Below are 17,650 nucleotides of genomic sequence, written 5' to 3' on the forward strand. Positions count from 1 at the left end.
AATAGTCATAAGGGAATAAGCATGTCGTTACTTGAACAACTGGATATCAAGATTGCCGCGAACGGCGGGCTGATTGTCTCCTGCCAGCCTGTTCCTGACAGCCCGTTAGATAAACCGGAAATTGTTGCGGCGATGGCGCTGGCCGCAGAACAGGCTGGCGCGGTGGCGTTACGCATTGAAGGGGTGGAAAACCTGAAAGCGACCAGGGCGGTAGTTTCGGTGCCGATTATCGGCATTCTCAAACGTGACCTTGATGACTCTCCGGTTCGCATCACCGCATATCTCGAGGATGTTGATGCGTTAGCGCAGGCAGGCGCTGACATCATCGCCATCGACGGTACCGATCGCGTACGTCCGGTACCTGTAGAAACCTTACTGGCACGTATTCATCATCACCAACGCCTTGCGATGGCTGACTGTTCGTCCATGGCGGATGGCATGGCCTGCCAGAAACTCGGTGCCGAAATCATTGGCACTACCCTTTCTGGTTATACTACGCCAGAAACGCCCGAAGAGCCGGATCTGGCTCTGGTGAAGTCTTTAAGCGACGCGGGTTGTCGGGTGATTGCTGAAGGACGTTACAACACGCCAGCGCAGGCCGCTGAGGCGATGCGTCATGGCGCATGGGCGGTGACAGTCGGCTCAGCCATTACCCGGCTGGAGCACATTTGCCAGTGGTACAACACAGCGCTTAAAAAGGCGGTGCTATGACCACGCTGTCGATTGATATTGGCGGCACCAAACTGGCTGTCGCACTGGTAGACAGCAGCCTGCAAATTCAAGAGCGTCATGAATTGCCGACGCCCGCCAGCAAAACACCGGATGCTCTGCGTGCCGCGTTACAAGCACTGGTTGCGCTGCTACAGGGGCAGGCAACGCGGGTGGCGATCGCCTCAACGGGGATTATCCGCGACGGTTCTCTACTGGCGCTGAACCCGCACAACCTCGGCGGGCTGCTGCATTTTCCTCTGGTGCAAACGCTAAAAGATCTCACCGCTTTGCCGACGCTGGCAGTCAATGACGCGCAGGCCGCGGCGTGGGCTGAGTATCATGCGCTTGGCGGCGAGTACCGCGATATGGTGTTTATCACCGTCTCCACCGGTGTAGGCGGCGGGGTGGTAAATGATGGGAAGCTGCTGACCGGGATTGGCGGTCTGGCCGGGCATCTGGGACATACGCTGGCTGATCCGCATGGGCCGGTGTGCGGTTGCGGGCGTGTGGGTTGTGTCGAGGCGATCGCTTCCGGTCGTGGGATCGCGGCGGCTGCCGAAGGCGCGCTTGCTGGATGCGACGCCAAAACCATTTTTAGCCGCGCCGGGCAGGGTGATGAGCAGGCCAGTCGGTTGATCCATCGTTCGGCACGTACTTTGGCAAGGCTTGTCGCCGATGTGAAGGCCACGATCGATTGCCAGATTGTGGTGATTGGCGGCAGCGTGGGGCTGGCAGAAGGGTATCTGGCGCTGGTGGAAAACTATCTGGCACAAGAGCCTTCGGCTTACCACGTAGAATTACGGGCGGCGCATTACCGTCATGACGCTGGATTACTGGGGGCCGCGCTGTTGGCCCAGGGAGATTGATTATGATGTCAGATGAGTTGCGTTCATTGCCTTCTGCCGGATTACATCCGGTTTTGCAGCAGGCGTTAACGCTGGCTGTTGCGGCGAATCTGCAGGAGAAAACGCCAGGGCGCTACGAGTTGCAGGGCGATAATATTTTTATGAATGTTATGCAATTTGCAACGCAGAGCCCGGAGCAAAAGAAAGCGGAACTGCACAGGGAATACATTGATATTCAGGTGCTGTTATCCGGTGAAGAACGCATTCTGTTCGGGATGACTGATTCTGCTCGTCAGTGCGAAGAGATGCACGTTGAGGATGATTATCAGCTGTGTAGCCAGATTGCCGATGAGCAGGCGATGGTACTGAAGCCGGGAAGATTTGTGATTTTTATGCCGGGCGAGCCGCATAAGCCGGGCTGCGTGGTACAGGCTCCGATGGACATCAAAAAGGTGGTGATCAAGGTGCGCGCCAGTTTATTACACAACTGACGATGAGAGCGACGGTGTCGGATGGCAAGGCTTGCGCCATCCGACACCGGATATTACAACCTAGCGCTTAAACGTCACCGCTTCCGGCTGCGTCAGATGCAGCGTCGTTTGGCTCGGCACAGTCTCGGCAATGATTCGCCCGTGACGAATGGAATAACGTGCAGGCGTCTGGCGACGAACCGCGTCAAACCCATTCTCTGCCGGTAAAATCACCAGGTTCGCGGAATTCCCTACGCTCAGACCGTAGTCCTGCAGGTGCAGGGTTTTCGCGCTGTGGGTGGTGATCAGATTCAGGCCATCGTTAATTTGTCCGTATCCCATCAGCTGACACACATGTAACCCCATGTGCAGTACCTGCAGCATATTCGCGGTGCCCAGCGGATACCACGGATCGAAGACGTCATCATGGCCGAAGCAGACGTTGATCTCTGCCTCCAGCATCTCTTTGACGCGTGTAACGCCGCGGCGTTTAGGATACGTGTCAAAGCGCCCTTGCAGGTGAATATTCACCAGTGGATTCGCGACAAAGTTAATGCCGGACATTTTCAACAGGCGGAAAAGACGGGAAGCATACGCGCCGTTATAGGAGTGCATTGCCGTAGTATGGCTGGCGGTCACGCGCTCGCCCATATTGTCGCGATGGGCCAGCGCCGCGACGGTTTCAACAAAGCGTGATTGCTCATCGTCAATTTCGTCACAGTGCACGTCGATAAGTCTGTCGTATTTTTGCGCGAGGGCGAAAATTTTGTGCAACGACTCCACGCCATATTCACGCGTAAATTCAAAGTGGGGGATAGCGCCAATGACGTCGGCACCCAAACGCACGGCTTCCTCTAATAACGCTTCACCGTTGGGATAAGAAAGAATGCCCTCTTGCGGGAACGCGACAATCTGCAGCTCTACCCACGGAGCGACTTCTTGCTTCACCTCCAGCATGGCTTTCAGCGCCGTCAGCGTAGGGTCGGAAACGTCAACGTGAGTGCGGACATACTGGATGCCGTTGGCCATCTGCCACTTAAGAGTCTGCATGGCGCGCGCTTTGACGTCATCGTGAGTGAGCATTGCCTTACGTTCGGCCCAGCGCTCAATGCCTTCAAATAACGTACCAGACTGGTTCCAGCTCGGCTCCCCCGCGGTTTGCGTGGTATCCAGGTGGATATGTGGCTCTACGAACGGTGGGATTGCCAGGCCACCTTCGGCATCAAGCACTTCCCCCTGCGGCAACGTAGCTGCGTCCTGAGCCTCAATTCGGCTGAAGCGCCCGTTTTCAACCGTGAGCTGCCACAATCCTTCGCGTCCCTGTAAACGCGCCTGACGAATGATGATGTTATTATTCTGCATGGCTGACCTCTGGTGATTTAGCAAGGCTGCGATTGAAAAGTGGGTTCAGCAGGATATAGCTGAATACGCCGCCGAGTACGGCGTTGACGGGCACGATACCGGGAATATAGTGACCGGCGGCAATGCCCAGTGCAACGGACAGGATAGCTATCCAGTTTACGGAAATAAATTGTGCTTTGCTGAAGTCGGCATATCGGCGATGGTTCAGCAGATAGTCGGCGATAATCACTCCACCAATTGGAGGAATCGCTGCCGACAAAAATGTCAGCCAACCGACAAAGTTATTGTAAAGCCACAGTGCGCACAGTGTGCCGATAATACCGTTAGCCACCGACAGCGAACGGCTGGAAAGGCCGGTAATATTGGCAAATCCCAAACCTGAAGCGTAGAGCGCATTGTCGTTGGTGGTCCAGATATTCAGGCCGAGAACCACAATTGCGGGCAGCAGCAGGCCCTGAGCAATCATTACGTCAGAGATGTCCGCCTGTCCAACAGCGGCGGCACCCGCAGCGCCGAAGATAAACATCAACGAGTTGCCAAGGAAAAATGCCACCATGGCAATCAGTACCGCACCTTTGGCGTTGCGGCCAAAGCGGACAAAGTCGGCGGTTAACGTGCCTGCGCTGATAAATGAGCCGACCACCAGCGCCAGTGCGGTTGAGAAATTCAGCGGTGTCTGCGGCACTATCGCTTTTAAATGGTCTAAACCGCCAACATCGCTCACCGCCAGCCAGACGGAGTAGCTGCCAAGAACGACGATGGCAGGTACGGCGATGATAGATAAAACGGTCAGCGCCGAGATGCCAAAAAAGATAGTCAGGGTCATCAACAGACCGGAAACCGCAATCAGAACATTGACGTCAATCCCCGTCGCTTTGCCAACCGGGATAGCAAACATGGCCACACCAACGCCAAACCAGCCTACCTGTGTACCGCCTAAGAGCAGTGAGGGAAGCCATGAACCTTTCAAACCAAATGAGTAACGTGCCAGAAGGTGGGTTGAGAGCCCTGTTTTTGCGCCGATAAAACCGAGAAATGCAGTGTAAATACCGAGGAGAAGATTACCGAAGAGAACTGCCAGGAAGAAATCATTATAGGAAAGACCGGTACCGAGTGTGCCACCGGTCCACATACTGGCGGAAAAAAATGTGAGTCCCAACATGACAAACGTTAGTGGAATCACGCCCTTCCGCGCCGCCAGAGGGACGGGGCCCTGGCTATAATTGTTGTCCTGCGACACAACGCCTCCATGAATTTTGCCCAAAAAATCCGCCGCATAATATACAGTTCTCAGAATAAAGCAAACGTTTCCGTATGTTTTTTTAGTTCTCTTTCACGGTGTTGATAGAGGGGAGGGGCAGGGGGGTTGCGAGGAATCTGGCATCTCATCAGCGTTTGAAGATGAGATGCCAGAAGATGCTTACTTACACTTCCAGGTAGTTCAGGATACCGTCTGCCGCTTTACGACCTTCGGCAATCGCGGTGACTACAAGATCCGAACCACGCACGATATCGCCACCTGCGAAGATTTTTGGGTTGCTGGTCTGGAAGGCGTTATCGCTGCGTTCCGGAGCAATAATACGGCCCTGAGAATCCAGCTCGACGCTGTGCTCTTTCAGCCACTCCATACTGTGCGGGCGGAATCCAAACGCCAGTACCACCGCATCAGCTGGAACAACGTGCTCGGAACCAGCGACGATCTCCGCGCGGCGTCGACCCTTCGCATCCGGTTCGCCCATTTCGGTGCGCGCCATTTTCACGCCGCACACTTTACCGTTGGCATTCACTTCCACGCCTAAAGGCTGGACGTTGAACTGGAACTCGACGCCTTCTTCACGCGCGTTTTTCACCTCGCGTTTGGAACCCGGCATGTTCTCTTCGTCGCGGCGATAGGCGCAGATTACGTGTGCCGCGTTCTGGCGAACCGAGGTCCGCACGCAGTCCATCGCGGTATCGCCACCGCCGAGAACAACGACGCGTTTGCCTTCCATGCTGATGTACGGCTCGTCACTGCTTTCGCCAAATCCCATCAACTGTTTGGTATTGGCGATCAGGAACGGCAGGGCATCAAATACGCCGGAAGCGTCTTCGTTTTCCAGCCCACCGCGCATCGACTGATAGGTACCTACGCCAAGGAACACGGCATCGTAATCCTTCAGCAGATCGTTGAGCTGCACGTCGCGGCCCACTTCCACGTTTAGTTTGAACTCAATGCCCATACCGGTGAAGATTTCACGGCGACGGGTCATGACCTCTTTCTCCAGCTTGAACGCCGGGATCCCGAAGGTCAGCAGACCGCCGATTTCCGGGTGGCGGTCAAATACCACCGCCTTCACGCCGTTGCGGGTCAGCACATCAGCACAGGCCAGGCCCGCCGGACCTGCACCGATGATCGCCACGCGCTTGTCCGTCTGGCGAACGCCAGTCATATCCGGACGCCAGCCCATCTCGAACGCTTTATCGTTGATATAGCGCTCGATGTTGCCGATAGTCACCGCACCGAACTCATCGTTTAGCGTGCAGGATCCTTCACAAAGACGATCCTGCGGGCACACTCGGCCACAGACTTCCGGCAGAGTGTTAGTCTGGTGCGACAGTTCTGCCGCTTCAAAAATACGTCCCTCATTCGCCAGCTTAAGCCAGTTCGGGATGTAGTTATGTACCGGGCACTTCCACTCGCAGTACGGGTTGCCGCAGGAAAGACAGCGATCTGCCTGTGCTTTGGCCTGGCCTTCGGAAAACGGCTCGTAGATCTCGATAAATTCGATCTTACGGATCTTCAGCGGTTTCTTCGGTGGATCAACGCGCTGCAGGTCGATAAATTGGTATACGTTCTGACTCATTGCTGCTACCCCTTACTGCGCCTGCACACGCAGCTCTGCTGCGCTACGACTACGGTGACCCAACAGTGCTTTCACATCACTGGATTTCGGTTTTACCAGCGCGAATTTCGCCGAGAATGCTGGCCAGTTCGCCAGGATCTCTTCGCCGAGTGAAGAACCGGTATGTTGTACGTGCTCGGTAATCAGGCCGCGCAGGTGTTCCTCATGAATAGCCAGCGAGTCCACGCTCAGTACTTCTACCAGTTCCGGGTTCACGCGTTTGCGGAATTCACCGTCTTCGTCGAGCACGTAGGCGAATCCGCCGGTCATGCCCGCACCGAAGTTGACGCCGGTTTTGCCGAGAATACACACGATGCCGCCGGTCATATATTCACAGCCGTTGTCGCCAATACCTTCAACCACGGTAATAGCGCCGGAGTTACGCACCGCAAAACGCTCACCCGCACGACCCGCAGCAAACAGGCGGCCACCGGTAGCACCATACAGGCAGGTGTTACCAATGATGCTCGCCTCATGGCTACGGAAAGCAGAGCCAACCGGAGGACGCACTGCCAGCAGGCCGCCCGCCATGCCTTTACCGACATAGTCGTTGGCATCGCCGGTCAGATACAGCTCCACGCCGCCCGCGTTCCACACGCCGAAGCTCTGGCCTGCGGTACCGCTGAAGTGTGCTTTAATCGGGTCAGATGCCAGCCCCTGATCGCCATGCGTCTGAGCGATATAGCCCGACAGCGATGCGCCGACGGAACGGTCGGTGTTGCGGATATCGAACCAGAAGGTTTTGCTCTGGCGCTCGTCGACAAACGGTTTCGCCTGCTGTAACAGCTGGGCGTTCAGCACGCCGTTATCAAACGGCGGATTGTTTTCAGTGCAATGCAGCGCTTTACCTGGATGCGGTTCAGCGGTTTCCAGCAGACGAGACAGCTCCAGTTTCTGCTGCTTGGCGGTAAACCCTTCCAGCTCTTTGAGCAGGTCGGTACGACCAATCAGATCCACCAGACGTTTCACGCCCAGTTGCGCCATCAGCTCGCGGGTTTCGCGGGCGATAAATTCAAAGTAGTTAGTCACTTTGAACGGCAGGCCGTGATAGTGGTTCTTACGCAGTTTGTCATCCTGAGTTGCCACGCCGGTTGCGCAGTTGTTCAGATGGCAAATACGCAGGTATTTACAGCCCAGCGCGACCATGGGGCCGGTGCCGAAACCGAAGCTTTCTGCACCCAAAATTGCCGCTTTAATGATATCGACGCCGGTTTTCAGACCGCCATCGACCTGCAGACGGATCTTGTGACGCAGACCGTTAGCCACCAGCGCCTGCTGGGTTTCCACCAGACCGAGTTCCCACGGGCAGCCCGCATACTTCACGGATGAGAGCGGACTTGCACCGGTACCGCCATCGTAGCCGGCAATGGTAATCAGATCCGCATAGGCTTTCGCCACGCCGGTCGCAATAGTGCCGACGCCCGGTTCGGAAACCAGCTTCACCGAGATCATCGCTTTCGGGTTAACCTGTTTCAGGTCGAAAATCAGCTGCGCTAAGTCCTCGATAGAGTAGATATCGTGGTGCGGCGGCGGGGAGATCAGCGTCACGCCCGGCACCGAATAACGCAGTTTGGCGATGTACGGGGTGACTTTATCACCCGGTAACTGACCGCCTTCGCCCGGCTTCGCGCCTTGAGCGACTTTAATCTGAATGACATCAGCATTGACCAGGTACGCTGGGGTTACGCCAAAGCGACCGGAAGCCACCTGCTTAATGCGCGACACCTTGTTAGTGCCGTAGCGTGCCGGATCTTCGCCGCCTTCACCGGAGTTCGAGTTACCGCCGATGCTGTTCATGGCTTCGGCCAGCGCCTCGTGTGCTTCCGGGCTTAATGCCCCGATAGACATCGCTGCGGTATCAAAGCGTTTAAACAGTTCGGTTGCGGGTTCTACTTCGCTAATGCTTACGGCTTCATCGCCAGGTGTAATCGCCAGCAGATCGCGCAGCGTGGCCGCCGGACGCTCATTGACCAGCTTTGCATATTCCTGATAGTCGCTGTACTCGCCGCTTTGTACTGCCTGTTGCAGCGTGCGCACCACGTCCGGGTTGTAGGCGTGGTATTCGCCGCCGTGAACGTACTTCAGCAAACCGCCCTGGCTGATGGGCTTACGCGCCAGCCAGGCATGTTTGGAGAGGTTCAGCAGATCCTGCTGGAAGTCGGTAAAACCCGCGCCGCTGATGCGACTGACCACGCCCTGGAAGCATAAAGCCACAACATCATCGTGCAGACCAACGGCTTCAAAAAGCTTCGAGCAGCGGTAAGAGGCGATGGTCGAGATGCCCATTTTGGACATGATTTTGTACAGACCCTTGTTGATGCCGTTACGGTAGTTCAGCATCACGGTCCGGTAATCTTTGGCAATCGCTTGAGTGTCGATCAGACGTCCCAGCGTTTCATACGCCAGATACGGATAAATGGCTGTCGCGCCAAAACCGAGCAGAACGGCAAAATGGTGCGGGTCACGGGCGCTGGCGGTTTCAACGATGATGTTGGCATCGCAACGCAGGCTTTGTTCTACCAGACGTGTTTGTACTGCGCCAACGGCCATCGGTGCCGGAACCGGCAAGCGGTTTTTTGCGATATTACGGTCAGAGAGCACCAGCAGCACCGTGCCGTTACGCACCATCTGTTCAGCCTTATCGCACAATGCTTTGACGGTCTCTTCGAGCGTGGTTTCGGTCACGTCGAAGGTGATATCCAGTCGGTCAGCGCGATAATGCTCCTCTTTCATGGTGGTGAGCTGGGTGAAATCGGAGTACAGCAGGATCGGCGACTTAAAGCTCAGACGGTGCGCCTGACCTTCGGCTTCGCAGAAGACGTTCATCTCACGACCGATGCTGGTGGCCAGCGACATGACGTGCGCTTCACGCAGCGGGTCGATCGGCGGGTTGGTGACCTGGGCAAACTGCTGGCGGAAGTAGTCATAAATGATGCGCGGCTGGCTGGAGAGCACGGCAAACGGGGTATCATCACCCATTGAACCGACCGCTTCCTGACCATTTTCACCGAGCACGCGGATAACGGAATCCAGCTCTTCAGCGCTGTAGTTAAACTGTTTCTGGTAGCTGGCGAGGGTGTCATCGTCCAGTTCACGGCTGCCGACCTGATCGTCAGCCAGGTCTTCGAAAGGCACCAGACGGCGGACGTTCTTCTCCATCCACTCTTTGTAGGGGTGGCGGCTTTTCAGATCGTCATCGGTTTCAGCTGAATGCAGAATGCGCCCGCTACGGGTATCGATAACCATCAACTCCCCAGGGCCGACGCGACCTTTCTCAACCACTTCATCCGGCTGATAATCCCAGATCCCGACTTCAGAAGCGCAGGTAATCAGCTTGTCTTTGGTGATGACGTAGCGCGCCGGACGCAGGCCGTTGCGGTCAAGGTTACAGGCGGCAAAGCGACCGTCGGACATAACGATACCCGCCGGACCATCCCACGGCTCCATGTGCATGGAGTTAAAGTCGAAGAACGCGCGCAGCTCCGGGTCCATATCCGGGTTATTCTGCCAGGCCGGCGGCACCAGTAGACGCATGGCGCGGATGATATCCATCCCACCAGCCAGCAGCAGTTCCAGCATGTTATCCATTGAGCTGGAGTCGGAGCCGGTTTCGTTAACGAACGGTGCGGCGTCGTGCAGATCAGGGATCAGCGGCGTCTGGAATTTATAGGTACGAGCGCGCGCCCACTGGCGGTTGCCGGTGATGGTGTTGATTTCACCATTGTGCGCCAGGTAGCGAAACGGTTGCGCCAGCGGCCAGCGTGGTACGGTGTTGGTGGAGAAGCGCTGGTGGAACAGGCAGATGGCCGATTCCAGACGCAGGTCCGCCAGGTCCAGGTAAAAGCGCGGCAGATCCGCCGGCATACACAGACCTTTATAGATATTGACCAGGTTCGACAAGCTACAGACGTAGAAGTCTTTATCTTCCTGGAGGCGTTTTTCGATACGACGGCGCGCGATGAACAGGCGACGCTCCATATCACGCGGACGCCAGCCCGCAGGGGCATTAACAAAAATTTGCTCGATACGAGGCAGGGAGGAGAGCGCAATTTCACCGAGAACACCTTCGTTAGTCGGCACGTCGCGCCAGCCGACAATCGACAGGGTCTCCTGCTGTAATTCTTCTTCTACAATGCGACGAGAAGCCGCTGCCAGCTCAGCGTCTTTATTTAAAAAGATCATGCCGACGGCGTAGTTTTTGGCTAAACGCCAGCCGCGCTCTTGCGCTACGATGCGGAAAAAGCGGTCAGGTTTTTGTAACAGCAGGCCGCAACCATCGCCGGTTTTTCCATCGGCAAGAATTGCGCCACGGTGCTGCATGCGGGCCAGTGCGTGTATGGCGGTACGCACTACCTTGTGGCTAGGTTCGCCTTCTATGTGGGCGATCAGGCCGAAACCACAGTTATCCCTCTCAAGGGATTTATCGTACAACATATCAGTGAACCTCCCCAGGCTCTGCGGGATTCCCATCTGGACCGTTGCGCACGGGCACACCAAGAGCATGGCGACGGGGTTTGCGTGTCATACGCTTACCTCGCATTCGCCCTCTTTATCCTTTTCGCACAGGTCAAACAAGTTTGAGGACTTGCTTCAGAGGGAATCTCAATTACTGCATAAATATGATGAGCAGACTGCTCATCCAGAAAGCTTCCAGCGGATTTCCAAGTTATCGGGAATCCACACACAGGTCAAATGGCAATCTTATTTATGCAAAAATGTGCTATTGGGCAATTAACTTTATGAAAATATTGAAATAAAAGGGTTTTATACATTGATATAACCTGAGGAGGATGCCCTGGGAAGTGTGATCTGTCTCACTGTAAGAGAGGCCGGATATCTCTCGTCCTCCCTTTGTTTATCGATATACTTGGCATTTTATGCTGGTTTTTAGAGTTTTGGCGTCTTAAAGATACTGTTTTTACGCTGAGAGTATAAGAAGATAAAAAAAACAGCTGGATATAAGGAAAAGTAATTATATTTTGAGTGAATGAAATTTCGATTATTTTGATTTGTTATGCAATAAATAAAGGCTCGCCAGGGCGATTGATCCAGGTCATCGCCGACTGGGGCAAAAAATGGCAGGCTTTGGCCTCTTTTCAAGGCGCGGTCTACCAGATTATGCAGTTACAGAAATTAGTCAATATGTTTGGTGGGGATCTTTCTCGCCGTTATGGGCAAAAGGTTCATAAACTCACGCTGCACGGCGGATTTAGCTGTCCAAACCGTGATGGCACCATCGGACGCGGCGGATGTACTTTCTGTAATGTCGCCTCGTTTGCCGATGAAGCACAGCAGCACCATTCAATTGCCGAGCAGCTTGAGCATCAGGCGCAGTTGGTCAATCGCGCCAGACGCTATCTGGCCTATTTCCAGGCTTATACCAGCACCTTCGCGGAAGTACAGGTGCTGCGTTCGATGTATCAACAGGCGGTCAGCCAGGCCAACATCGTTGGGTTATGCGTTGGGACGCGCCCCGACTGCGTGCCGGATGCGGTACTCGATCTGCTTTGTGAGTATAAAGACCTCGGCTATGAGGTATGGCTGGAGCTCGGTCTGCAAACTGCGCATGACAAAACTCTGCACCGGATTAACCGCGGCCATGATTTTGCCTGCTATCAGAACACCACGCGGCTGGCGCGCGAGCGCGGGCTGAAAGTGTGCTCACACCTGATTGTTGGTCTGCCGGGAGAAGGACAGGCAGACTGTCTGCAAACCATGGAACGAGTGGTGGAGACGGGCGTTGACGGTATTAAGCTGCATCCGCTGCATATTGTGAAAGGCAGTACGATGGCAAAGGCCTGGGAAGCCGGACGGCTGAACGGAATTGAACTGGACGACTACACGGTTACCGCCGGGGAGATGATCCGCCATACGCCGCCAGAGGTGATTTATCATCGAATCTCTGCCAGCGCGCGTCGCCCAATGCTGTTGGCTCCGCTATGGTGTGAAAACCGCTGGACCGGGATGGTCGAACTGGATCGCTATCTCAATGCTCATGGTGTTCAAGGCTCTGCGCTTGGCACTCCGTGGATTCAGCCTGGGAGCTAACTATCCGGCAATCTGCGCCTGCTTGCCTGATGACGCTACGCTTATCAGGCCCACGTTGAATCTCTCCTCGGTCATTTCACCGATAACCTCCGCATTTCTTGCACAATCTTCAACGTCACGCTGAGAATTGAGTATTATTGTGCCAAGTTGTCGTGAAGGAACCCTCTATGAAGCAAATCCGTATGCTGGCGCAATATTACGTCGACCTGATGATGAAATTGGGTCTGGTGCGCTTTTCGCTGTTATTGGCGCTGGCGCTGGTCGTGTTGGCGATTGTGGTGCAGATGGCTGTCACCATGGTGCTGCATGGCCAGGTAGAAAGCATTGATGTTATCCGCTCTATCTTTTTTGGTCTGTTAATTACCCCCTGGGCCGTCTATTTTCTGTCAGTGGTGGTGGAGCAACTGGAAGAGTCCCGGCAACGCTTGTCACGACTGGTACAAAAGCTGGAAGAGATGCGCGAGCGCGATCTCAAGCTCAATGTGCAGTTAAAAGATAATATTGCCCAGCTTAATCAGGAAATTGTTGAGCGCGAAAAAGCCGAAGCGGAGCGCCAGGATACGTTCGAGCAGTTGAAGGTTGAAATCAAAGAGCGCGAAGAAGCGCAGATTCAGCTTGAGCAGCAGTCTTCCTTTTTACGCTCTTTCCTTGATGCCTCGCCGGATCTGGTTTTTTATCGTAATGAAGATAAAGAATTTTCCGGCTGTAACCGTGCCATGGAACTGCTGACCGGCAAGAGCGAAAAGCAGTTGGTGAATTTAAAACCGGCTGATGTTTACTCCCCTGAGGCGGCAGAAAAGGTCATTGAAACCGACGAGAAGGTGTTCCGTCATAACGTCTCGCTCACCTACGAACAGTGGCTGGACTATCCGGACGGGCGCAAAGCCTGCTTTGAAATTCGCAAAGTGCCTTACTATGACCGCGTAGGTAAGCGGCATGGTCTGATGGGTTTTGGGCGCGATATTACCGAGCGTAAGCGTTATCAGGACGCGTTAGAGCGTGCCAGCCGCGATAAGACCACCTTCATTTCTACCATCAGCCACGAACTGCGCACTCCGCTTAACGGCATTGTCGGCTTAAGCCGGATCCTGCTGGATACGGATCTGACCGCTGAGCAGGAAAAATACCTGAAAACAATCCACGTCTCTGCCGTGACGCTGGGGAATATTTTCAACGATATTATCGACATGGATAAGATGGAGCGACGTAAAGTTCAGCTCGATAACCAGCCGATCGATTTCACCAGCTTTATGGCGGATCTGGAAAACCTCTCTGGCCTGCAGGCGCAGCAAAAAGGGCTGCGTTTTGTGCTTGAGCCGACGTTACCACTACCGCATAAGGTCATTACCGACGGCACGCGTTTGCGCCAGATTCTGTGGAATCTGATCAGCAACGCCGTGAAGTTTACCCAGCAGGGGCAGGTAACCGTGCGGGCGCGCTATGACCAGGGGAATATACTGCATTTCGAGGTTGAAGATTCCGGGATCGGTATTCCGCAGGATGAGCAAGATAAAATCTTCGCCATGTATTATCAGGTGAAGGACAGCAATGGCGGCAAACCGGCAACGGGAACCGGGATTGGACTGGCCGTATCGAAGCGTCTGGCGAAAAATATGGGCGGTGATATTACGGTCTCCAGCCAGGCTGGCAAAGGCTCCATCTTTACGCTGACCGTGCATGCGCCTGCGGTAGCGGAAGAGATTGAGGACGCCTTTGAAGACGACGACATGCCGCTGCCAGCCCTGAATGTGCTGCTGGTGGAAGATATCGAACTGAACGTTATTGTCGCGCGTTCAGTGCTGGAAAAACTGGGCAACAGCGTGGATGTCGCCATGACCGGGAAAGCCGCGCTGGAAATGTTCACGCCGGGCGAATATGACCTGGTGCTGCTGGATATTCAGCTACCGGATATGACCGGTCTGGATATCTCGCGCGAGCTGACGCAAAAATACGCCCGTGAGGACCTGCCGCCGCTGGTTGCGCTTACCGCCAACGTTCTGAAAGATAAAAAAGAGTATCTGGACGCGGGAATGGACGATGTGCTGAGTAAGCCGCTGTCGGTTCCGGCGTTAACCGCCATGATCAAAAAATACTGGGATACCCGAAACAAAGAGGAGAGCACTGTGACATCTGAAGAGAGCAGTAAATCGCAAGCGCTGTTAGATATTCCTATGTTGGAACAATACCTCGAGCTGGTGGGACCGAAGTTAATAACCGACGGGCTGGCGGTGTTTGAGAAGATGATGCCGGGATATTTGAGCGTGCTGGAGTCCAATCTGACCGCACGGGATAAAAAAGGCGTTGTTGAGGAAGGCCATAAAATTAAAGGCGCGGCAGGTTCCGTGGGGCTGCGCCACCTGCAACAGTTAGGTCAGCAAATCCAGTCGCCAGACCTTCCAGCCTGGGAAGATAATGTTGCTGAATGGATTGAAGAGATGAAGCAGGAGTGGCAGCACGACGTGGCGGTATTGAAGGCCTGGGTGGCGAGCGTGGAAAAAAAATGACCCCGGCTTGACCGGGGTGCGCGAATACTGCGCCAACACCAGGGAAATCGTGGCTGCGCCGTAAATTATTATCATTGTTTACAAGGGCGCAGCCCTAATTTTCAGGCCGCACGCAGTTAAGATAGCAAATCTTAAATAATTTGTTACATGAATCAGTTAAATGTGTGAAGCGTAGCATTTAAATCATAATAACTAATATGTTTCAGCCAGTTGAGAAAGGAGTATCACGATGAAAAAAGTGGGTGTAGTGCTCAGCGGATGCGGCGTGTATGACGGCGCAGAGATCCATGAAACTGTTCTCACGCTTCTGGCGATTGCCCGCAACGGTGCTCAGGCCGTCTGTTTCGCACCGGATAAACAACAAGCGGATGTGATTAATCATCTGACCGGCGAGCCGATGCAGGAAACGCGTAATGTGCTGATTGAAGCCGCCCGTATAACACGCGGTGATATTCGCCCACTTGCTCAGGCAGTCTCAACGGAACTGGATGCGTTGATCGTGCCAGGCGGGTTTGGCGCGGCCAAAAATCTGAGCAATTTTGCCAGCCAGGGCAGTGAGTGCCGGGTTGATAGCGACTTAGCTGCGCTGGCGGTGGCTATGCATCAGGCGGGTAAGCCGCTGGGATTTATGTGCATTGCGCCTGCCATGTTACCTAAAATTTTTGACTTTCCGCTGCGTCTGACCATCGGTACTGATATTGATACGGCAGAGGTGCTGGAAGTGATGGGCGCTGAGCATGTGCCTTGTCCGGTTGATGACATTGTCGTTGATGAAGACAACAAAATCGTCACTACTCCCGCCTATATGCTGGCGCAGGACATCGCTCAGGCCGCGAGTGGTATCGATAAACTGGTATCACGTGTGCTGGTGCTGGCTGAATGAGAAAAGGAGTTACCGCCTTTCTGCGACGTATCTTTCTGCGGGCGGTCGTTGTCCTCGCCGTATTCTGGGGCGGGGGCATCGCACTTTTCAGCGTGATGCCAGTCCCTTTCTCTGCCGTGATGGTCGAGCGGCAACTGAGCGCATGGCTGTCCGGTGATTTCGGTTATGTGGCGCACTCAGACTGGGTGAGCATGGATGAGATCTCACCGTGGATGGGACTGGCGGTGATCGCCGCGGAGGACCAGAAGTTTCCCGAGCACTGGGGATTCGATGTTTCCGCCATAGAGAAAGCGCTGGCGCACAACGAACGTAATGAAAACCGTATTCGCGGGGCGTCGACGTTATCGCAACAGACGGCAAAAAACCTCTTTCTGTGGGATGGACGTAGCTGGGTGCGTAAAGGTCTCGAAGCCGGGCTAACGCTGGGTATGGAAACCGTCTGGAGCAAGAAGCGTATTCTGACCGTTTACCTGAATATTGCTGAGTTTGGTGATGGGGTTTTCGGCGTGGAGGCAGCGGCGCAGCGCTATTTCCATAAGCCAGCCAGTCGGCTGAGTCTGTCTGAAGCGGCCTTGCTGGCTGCGGTATTACCCAATCCTTTGCGTTTTAAAGCGAATGCGCCTTCTGGTTATGTACGTAGCCGTCAGGCGTGGATTATGCGCCAAATGCGCCAGCTAGGCGGTGAGTCGTTTATGCGGGAAAATAAGCTGTATTAATGGGTTTATTGCCGGATACGGATCCGGCCTACGGGAGAGTGACGTTGCCGTGTAGGCCTGATGAGCGCAGCGCTTCAGGTACTCGGCTAATCTTCATCAAACCCTGAATTAAACAGGGCAATCACCGCTGCCAGGGCTTCCACTTCCTGTGGACCCGTGGCTTCAACTTCTATCTGACGCCCTTTGGCAGAATCAAGCATCAGCAGAGCGATAACACTGTTTGCCTCGGCTTCCGTTCCTTCATCATTACGCAGCAAAACTTCTGTTTCAAAACCCTGCATCAATTCAAACAGTTTCATGGCTGGGCGAGCATGCATACCCAGCTTATTCGTGATTTCAACGGTTTGCTTCACGGTCATGATTTACGTTTTTCCAGCGTACGATGGCGTGACTGTACGTTTTTACCGCGTGAGCGGAAGTAGTCTGCCAGCTGCTCTGCAATATACACCGAACGGTGTTTCCCGCCGGTACAGCCGATAGCTACGGTGAGGTAGCTGCGGTTGTTGGTCTCCAGCATGGGTAACCATAGCTCAAGATAGCTGCGAGTCTGGTAGATAAAATTGTGTACTTCTGTGTGCCTGTCAAGGAAGGCGGCAACGGGGCGGTCAAGACCGGTCATCGGGCGCAGCTTCGGATCCCAGTGCGGGTTAGGCAGGAAGCGCACGTCAAAGACGTAATCCGCGTCAATTGGGATACCGTGTTTGAAACCAAAGGATTCGAATACCATCGTCAACTCGCGTTCGCGCTTGCCTAGCAGGCGAGTACGCAACATTTCCGCCAGTTCGTGCACGGACATTTCGGAGGTATCCACGATTAGGTCAGCACGAGAGCGCAGAGGCTCCAGCAAATCGCTTTCCTTATCGATAGCGCTCTCCAGAGATAAGTTCTTGCTGGAAAGAGGATGCAGGCGACGCGTGTCGCTGTAGCGGCGAATCAGGGTGTTACGATCGGCGTCAAGGAACAGCAACTGTGGTGAGAAGCCTTCAGGCAGATTGTTCATTGCCTGCTCGAAAATCTCTGGGGACTCAGGCATGTTGCGCACATCAATGCTGACGGCCGCAGAAATCTGGCGATCGGCCAGAGTACGAGCCAGATCGGGCAACAGCACTACGGGAAGGTTATCCACGCAGTAAAAACCCATATCTTCCAGCGCTCGCAGGGCGACAGATTTTCCTGACCCCGAACGACCGCTGACGATCATCAGTACCATGTACTGTTTCTCCTCACAA

The 17,650-nt window shown here is 54.5% G+C and carries 13 protein-coding genes; 7 read left to right on the plus strand and 6 right to left on the minus strand.

The annotated features are described in order from the left end of the window. Positions 1–21: 21 nt before the first annotated feature. The 3 genes from HV243_RS02380 to nanQ are packed head-to-tail and all read left to right on the plus strand — an operon-like array spanning position 22 to position 2,047. Positions 22–711 (plus strand): N-acetylmannosamine-6-phosphate 2-epimerase, encoded by a 690-nt coding sequence (locus tag HV243_RS02380; RefSeq protein ID WP_019077794.1) that lies wholly within the window; start codon positions 22–24, stop codon positions 709–711. Beyond that, positions 708–1,577: an N-acetylmannosamine kinase gene (gene nanK / locus HV243_RS02385; protein WP_053389264.1), complete on the plus strand. Its 870-nt coding sequence runs from the start codon at positions 708–710 to the stop codon at positions 1,575–1,577. The genes HV243_RS02380 and nanK overlap by 4 nt, the downstream gene beginning before the upstream one ends. A 2-nt stretch (positions 1,578–1,579) precedes the next feature. Beyond that, on the plus strand, positions 1,580–2,047 hold the full coding sequence (nanQ, locus tag HV243_RS02390; RefSeq protein WP_053389265.1) for an N-acetylneuraminate anomerase: 468 nt from the start codon (positions 1,580–1,582) through the stop codon (positions 2,045–2,047). 60 nt (positions 2,048–2,107) lie between these two features. On the opposite strand, the gene HV243_RS02395 is transcribed toward nanQ, so the two are convergent. The 4 genes from HV243_RS02395 to gltB form a co-directional block, all read right to left on the minus strand. Beyond that, entirely contained in the window at positions 2,108–3,388 is a 1,281-nt protein-coding gene (locus HV243_RS02395; RefSeq protein WP_053389266.1) for a cytosine deaminase, read from the minus strand. Next, positions 3,378–4,628, minus strand: coding sequence for a cytosine permease (codB, locus tag HV243_RS02400; RefSeq protein ID WP_016154697.1), 1,251 nt, complete (start codon positions 4,626–4,628; stop codon positions 3,378–3,380). Before codB ends, HV243_RS02395 begins: the two co-directional genes overlap by 11 nt. Before the next feature lie 184 nt (positions 4,629–4,812). Further along, entirely contained in the window at positions 4,813–6,231 is a 1,419-nt protein-coding gene (locus HV243_RS02405) for a glutamate synthase small subunit (RefSeq protein WP_016154696.1), read from the minus strand. A gap of 12 nt (positions 6,232–6,243) precedes the next feature. Beyond that, positions 6,244–10,704: a glutamate synthase large subunit gene (gene gltB, locus HV243_RS02410; protein WP_131351537.1), complete on the minus strand. Its 4,461-nt coding sequence runs from the start codon at positions 10,702–10,704 to the stop codon at positions 6,244–6,246. A 684-nt stretch (positions 10,705–11,388) separates the two neighbouring features. Between gltB and HV243_RS02415 the strand changes: the two genes are divergently transcribed. The 4 genes from HV243_RS02415 (at position 11,389) to mtgA (ending at position 16,421) form a co-directional block, all read left to right on the plus strand. Further along, on the plus strand, positions 11,389–12,318 hold the full coding sequence (locus HV243_RS02415) for a TIGR01212 family radical SAM protein (RefSeq protein WP_049040958.1): 930 nt from the start codon (positions 11,389–11,391) through the stop codon (positions 12,316–12,318). A 167-nt stretch (positions 12,319–12,485) separates the two neighbouring features. Further along, complete coding sequence (gene arcB / locus HV243_RS02420) at positions 12,486–14,822, plus strand: aerobic respiration two-component sensor histidine kinase ArcB (RefSeq protein ID WP_016154693.1); 2,337 nt, start codon at positions 12,486–12,488, stop codon at positions 14,820–14,822. A 229-nt stretch (positions 14,823–15,051) separates the two neighbouring features. Then, entirely contained in the window at positions 15,052–15,705 is a 654-nt protein-coding gene (gene elbB, locus HV243_RS02425) for an isoprenoid biosynthesis glyoxalase ElbB (protein WP_047358524.1), read from the plus strand. Next, positions 15,702–16,421: a monofunctional biosynthetic peptidoglycan transglycosylase gene (gene mtgA / locus HV243_RS02430; protein WP_016157575.1), complete on the plus strand. Its 720-nt coding sequence runs from the start codon at positions 15,702–15,704 to the stop codon at positions 16,419–16,421. The genes elbB and mtgA overlap by 4 nt, the downstream gene beginning before the upstream one ends. A gap of 86 nt (positions 16,422–16,507) precedes the next feature. Here the strand turns inward: mtgA and npr are convergent, their stop codons facing one another. Together npr and rapZ are read right to left on the minus strand one after the other, a co-directional pair. Continuing rightward, on the minus strand, positions 16,508–16,780 hold the full coding sequence (npr, locus tag HV243_RS02435; protein WP_181603927.1) for a PTS phosphocarrier protein NPr: 273 nt from the start codon (positions 16,778–16,780) through the stop codon (positions 16,508–16,510). Then, a complete protein-coding gene (rapZ, locus tag HV243_RS02440) occupies positions 16,777–17,631 on the minus strand; it encodes an RNase adapter RapZ (RefSeq protein ID WP_003025085.1) in 855 nt (284 codons plus the stop codon). The genes npr and rapZ overlap by 4 nt, the downstream gene beginning before the upstream one ends. Between the last annotated feature and the right edge of the window lie 19 nt (positions 17,632–17,650).

Origin of the sequence: Citrobacter sp. RHBSTW-00599 (assembly GCF_013784065.1) — a bacterium.
Classification (GTDB): Bacteria; Pseudomonadota; Gammaproteobacteria; order Enterobacterales; family Enterobacteriaceae; genus Citrobacter; species Citrobacter braakii.

Bases quoted from the DNA above. Each gene is read 5' to 3' on its own strand.
- HV243_RS02380 (WP_019077794.1), top strand. From the start codon at position 22: ATGTCGTTACTTGAACAACTGGATATCAAGATTGCCGCGAACGGCGGG.
- nanK (WP_053389264.1), top strand. From the start codon at position 708: ATGACCACGCTGTCGATTGATATTGGCGGCACCAAACTGGCTGTCGCA.
- nanQ (WP_053389265.1), top strand. From the start codon at position 1,580: ATGATGTCAGATGAGTTGCGTTCATTGCCTTCTGCCGGATTACATCCG.
- HV243_RS02395 (WP_053389266.1), bottom strand. From the start codon at position 3,388: ATGCAGAATAATAACATCATCATTCGTCAGGCGCGTTTACAGGGACGC.
- HV243_RS02405 (WP_016154696.1), bottom strand. From the start codon at position 6,231: ATGAGTCAGAACGTATACCAATTTATCGACCTGCAGCGCGTTGATCCA.
- gltB (WP_131351537.1), bottom strand. From the start codon at position 10,704: ATGTTGTACGATAAATCCCTTGAGAGGGATAACTGTGGTTTCGGCCTG.
- HV243_RS02415 (WP_049040958.1), top strand. From the start codon at position 11,389: ATGCAGTTACAGAAATTAGTCAATATGTTTGGTGGGGATCTTTCTCGC.
- arcB (WP_016154693.1), top strand. From the start codon at position 12,486: ATGAAGCAAATCCGTATGCTGGCGCAATATTACGTCGACCTGATGATG.
- elbB (WP_047358524.1), top strand. From the start codon at position 15,052: ATGAAAAAAGTGGGTGTAGTGCTCAGCGGATGCGGCGTGTATGACGGC.
- mtgA (WP_016157575.1), top strand. From the start codon at position 15,702: ATGAGAAAAGGAGTTACCGCCTTTCTGCGACGTATCTTTCTGCGGGCG.
- npr (WP_181603927.1), bottom strand. From the start codon at position 16,780: ATGACCGTGAAGCAAACCGTTGAAATCACGAATAAGCTGGGTATGCAT.
- rapZ (WP_003025085.1), bottom strand. From the start codon at position 17,631: ATGGTACTGATGATCGTCAGCGGTCGTTCGGGGTCAGGAAAATCTGTC.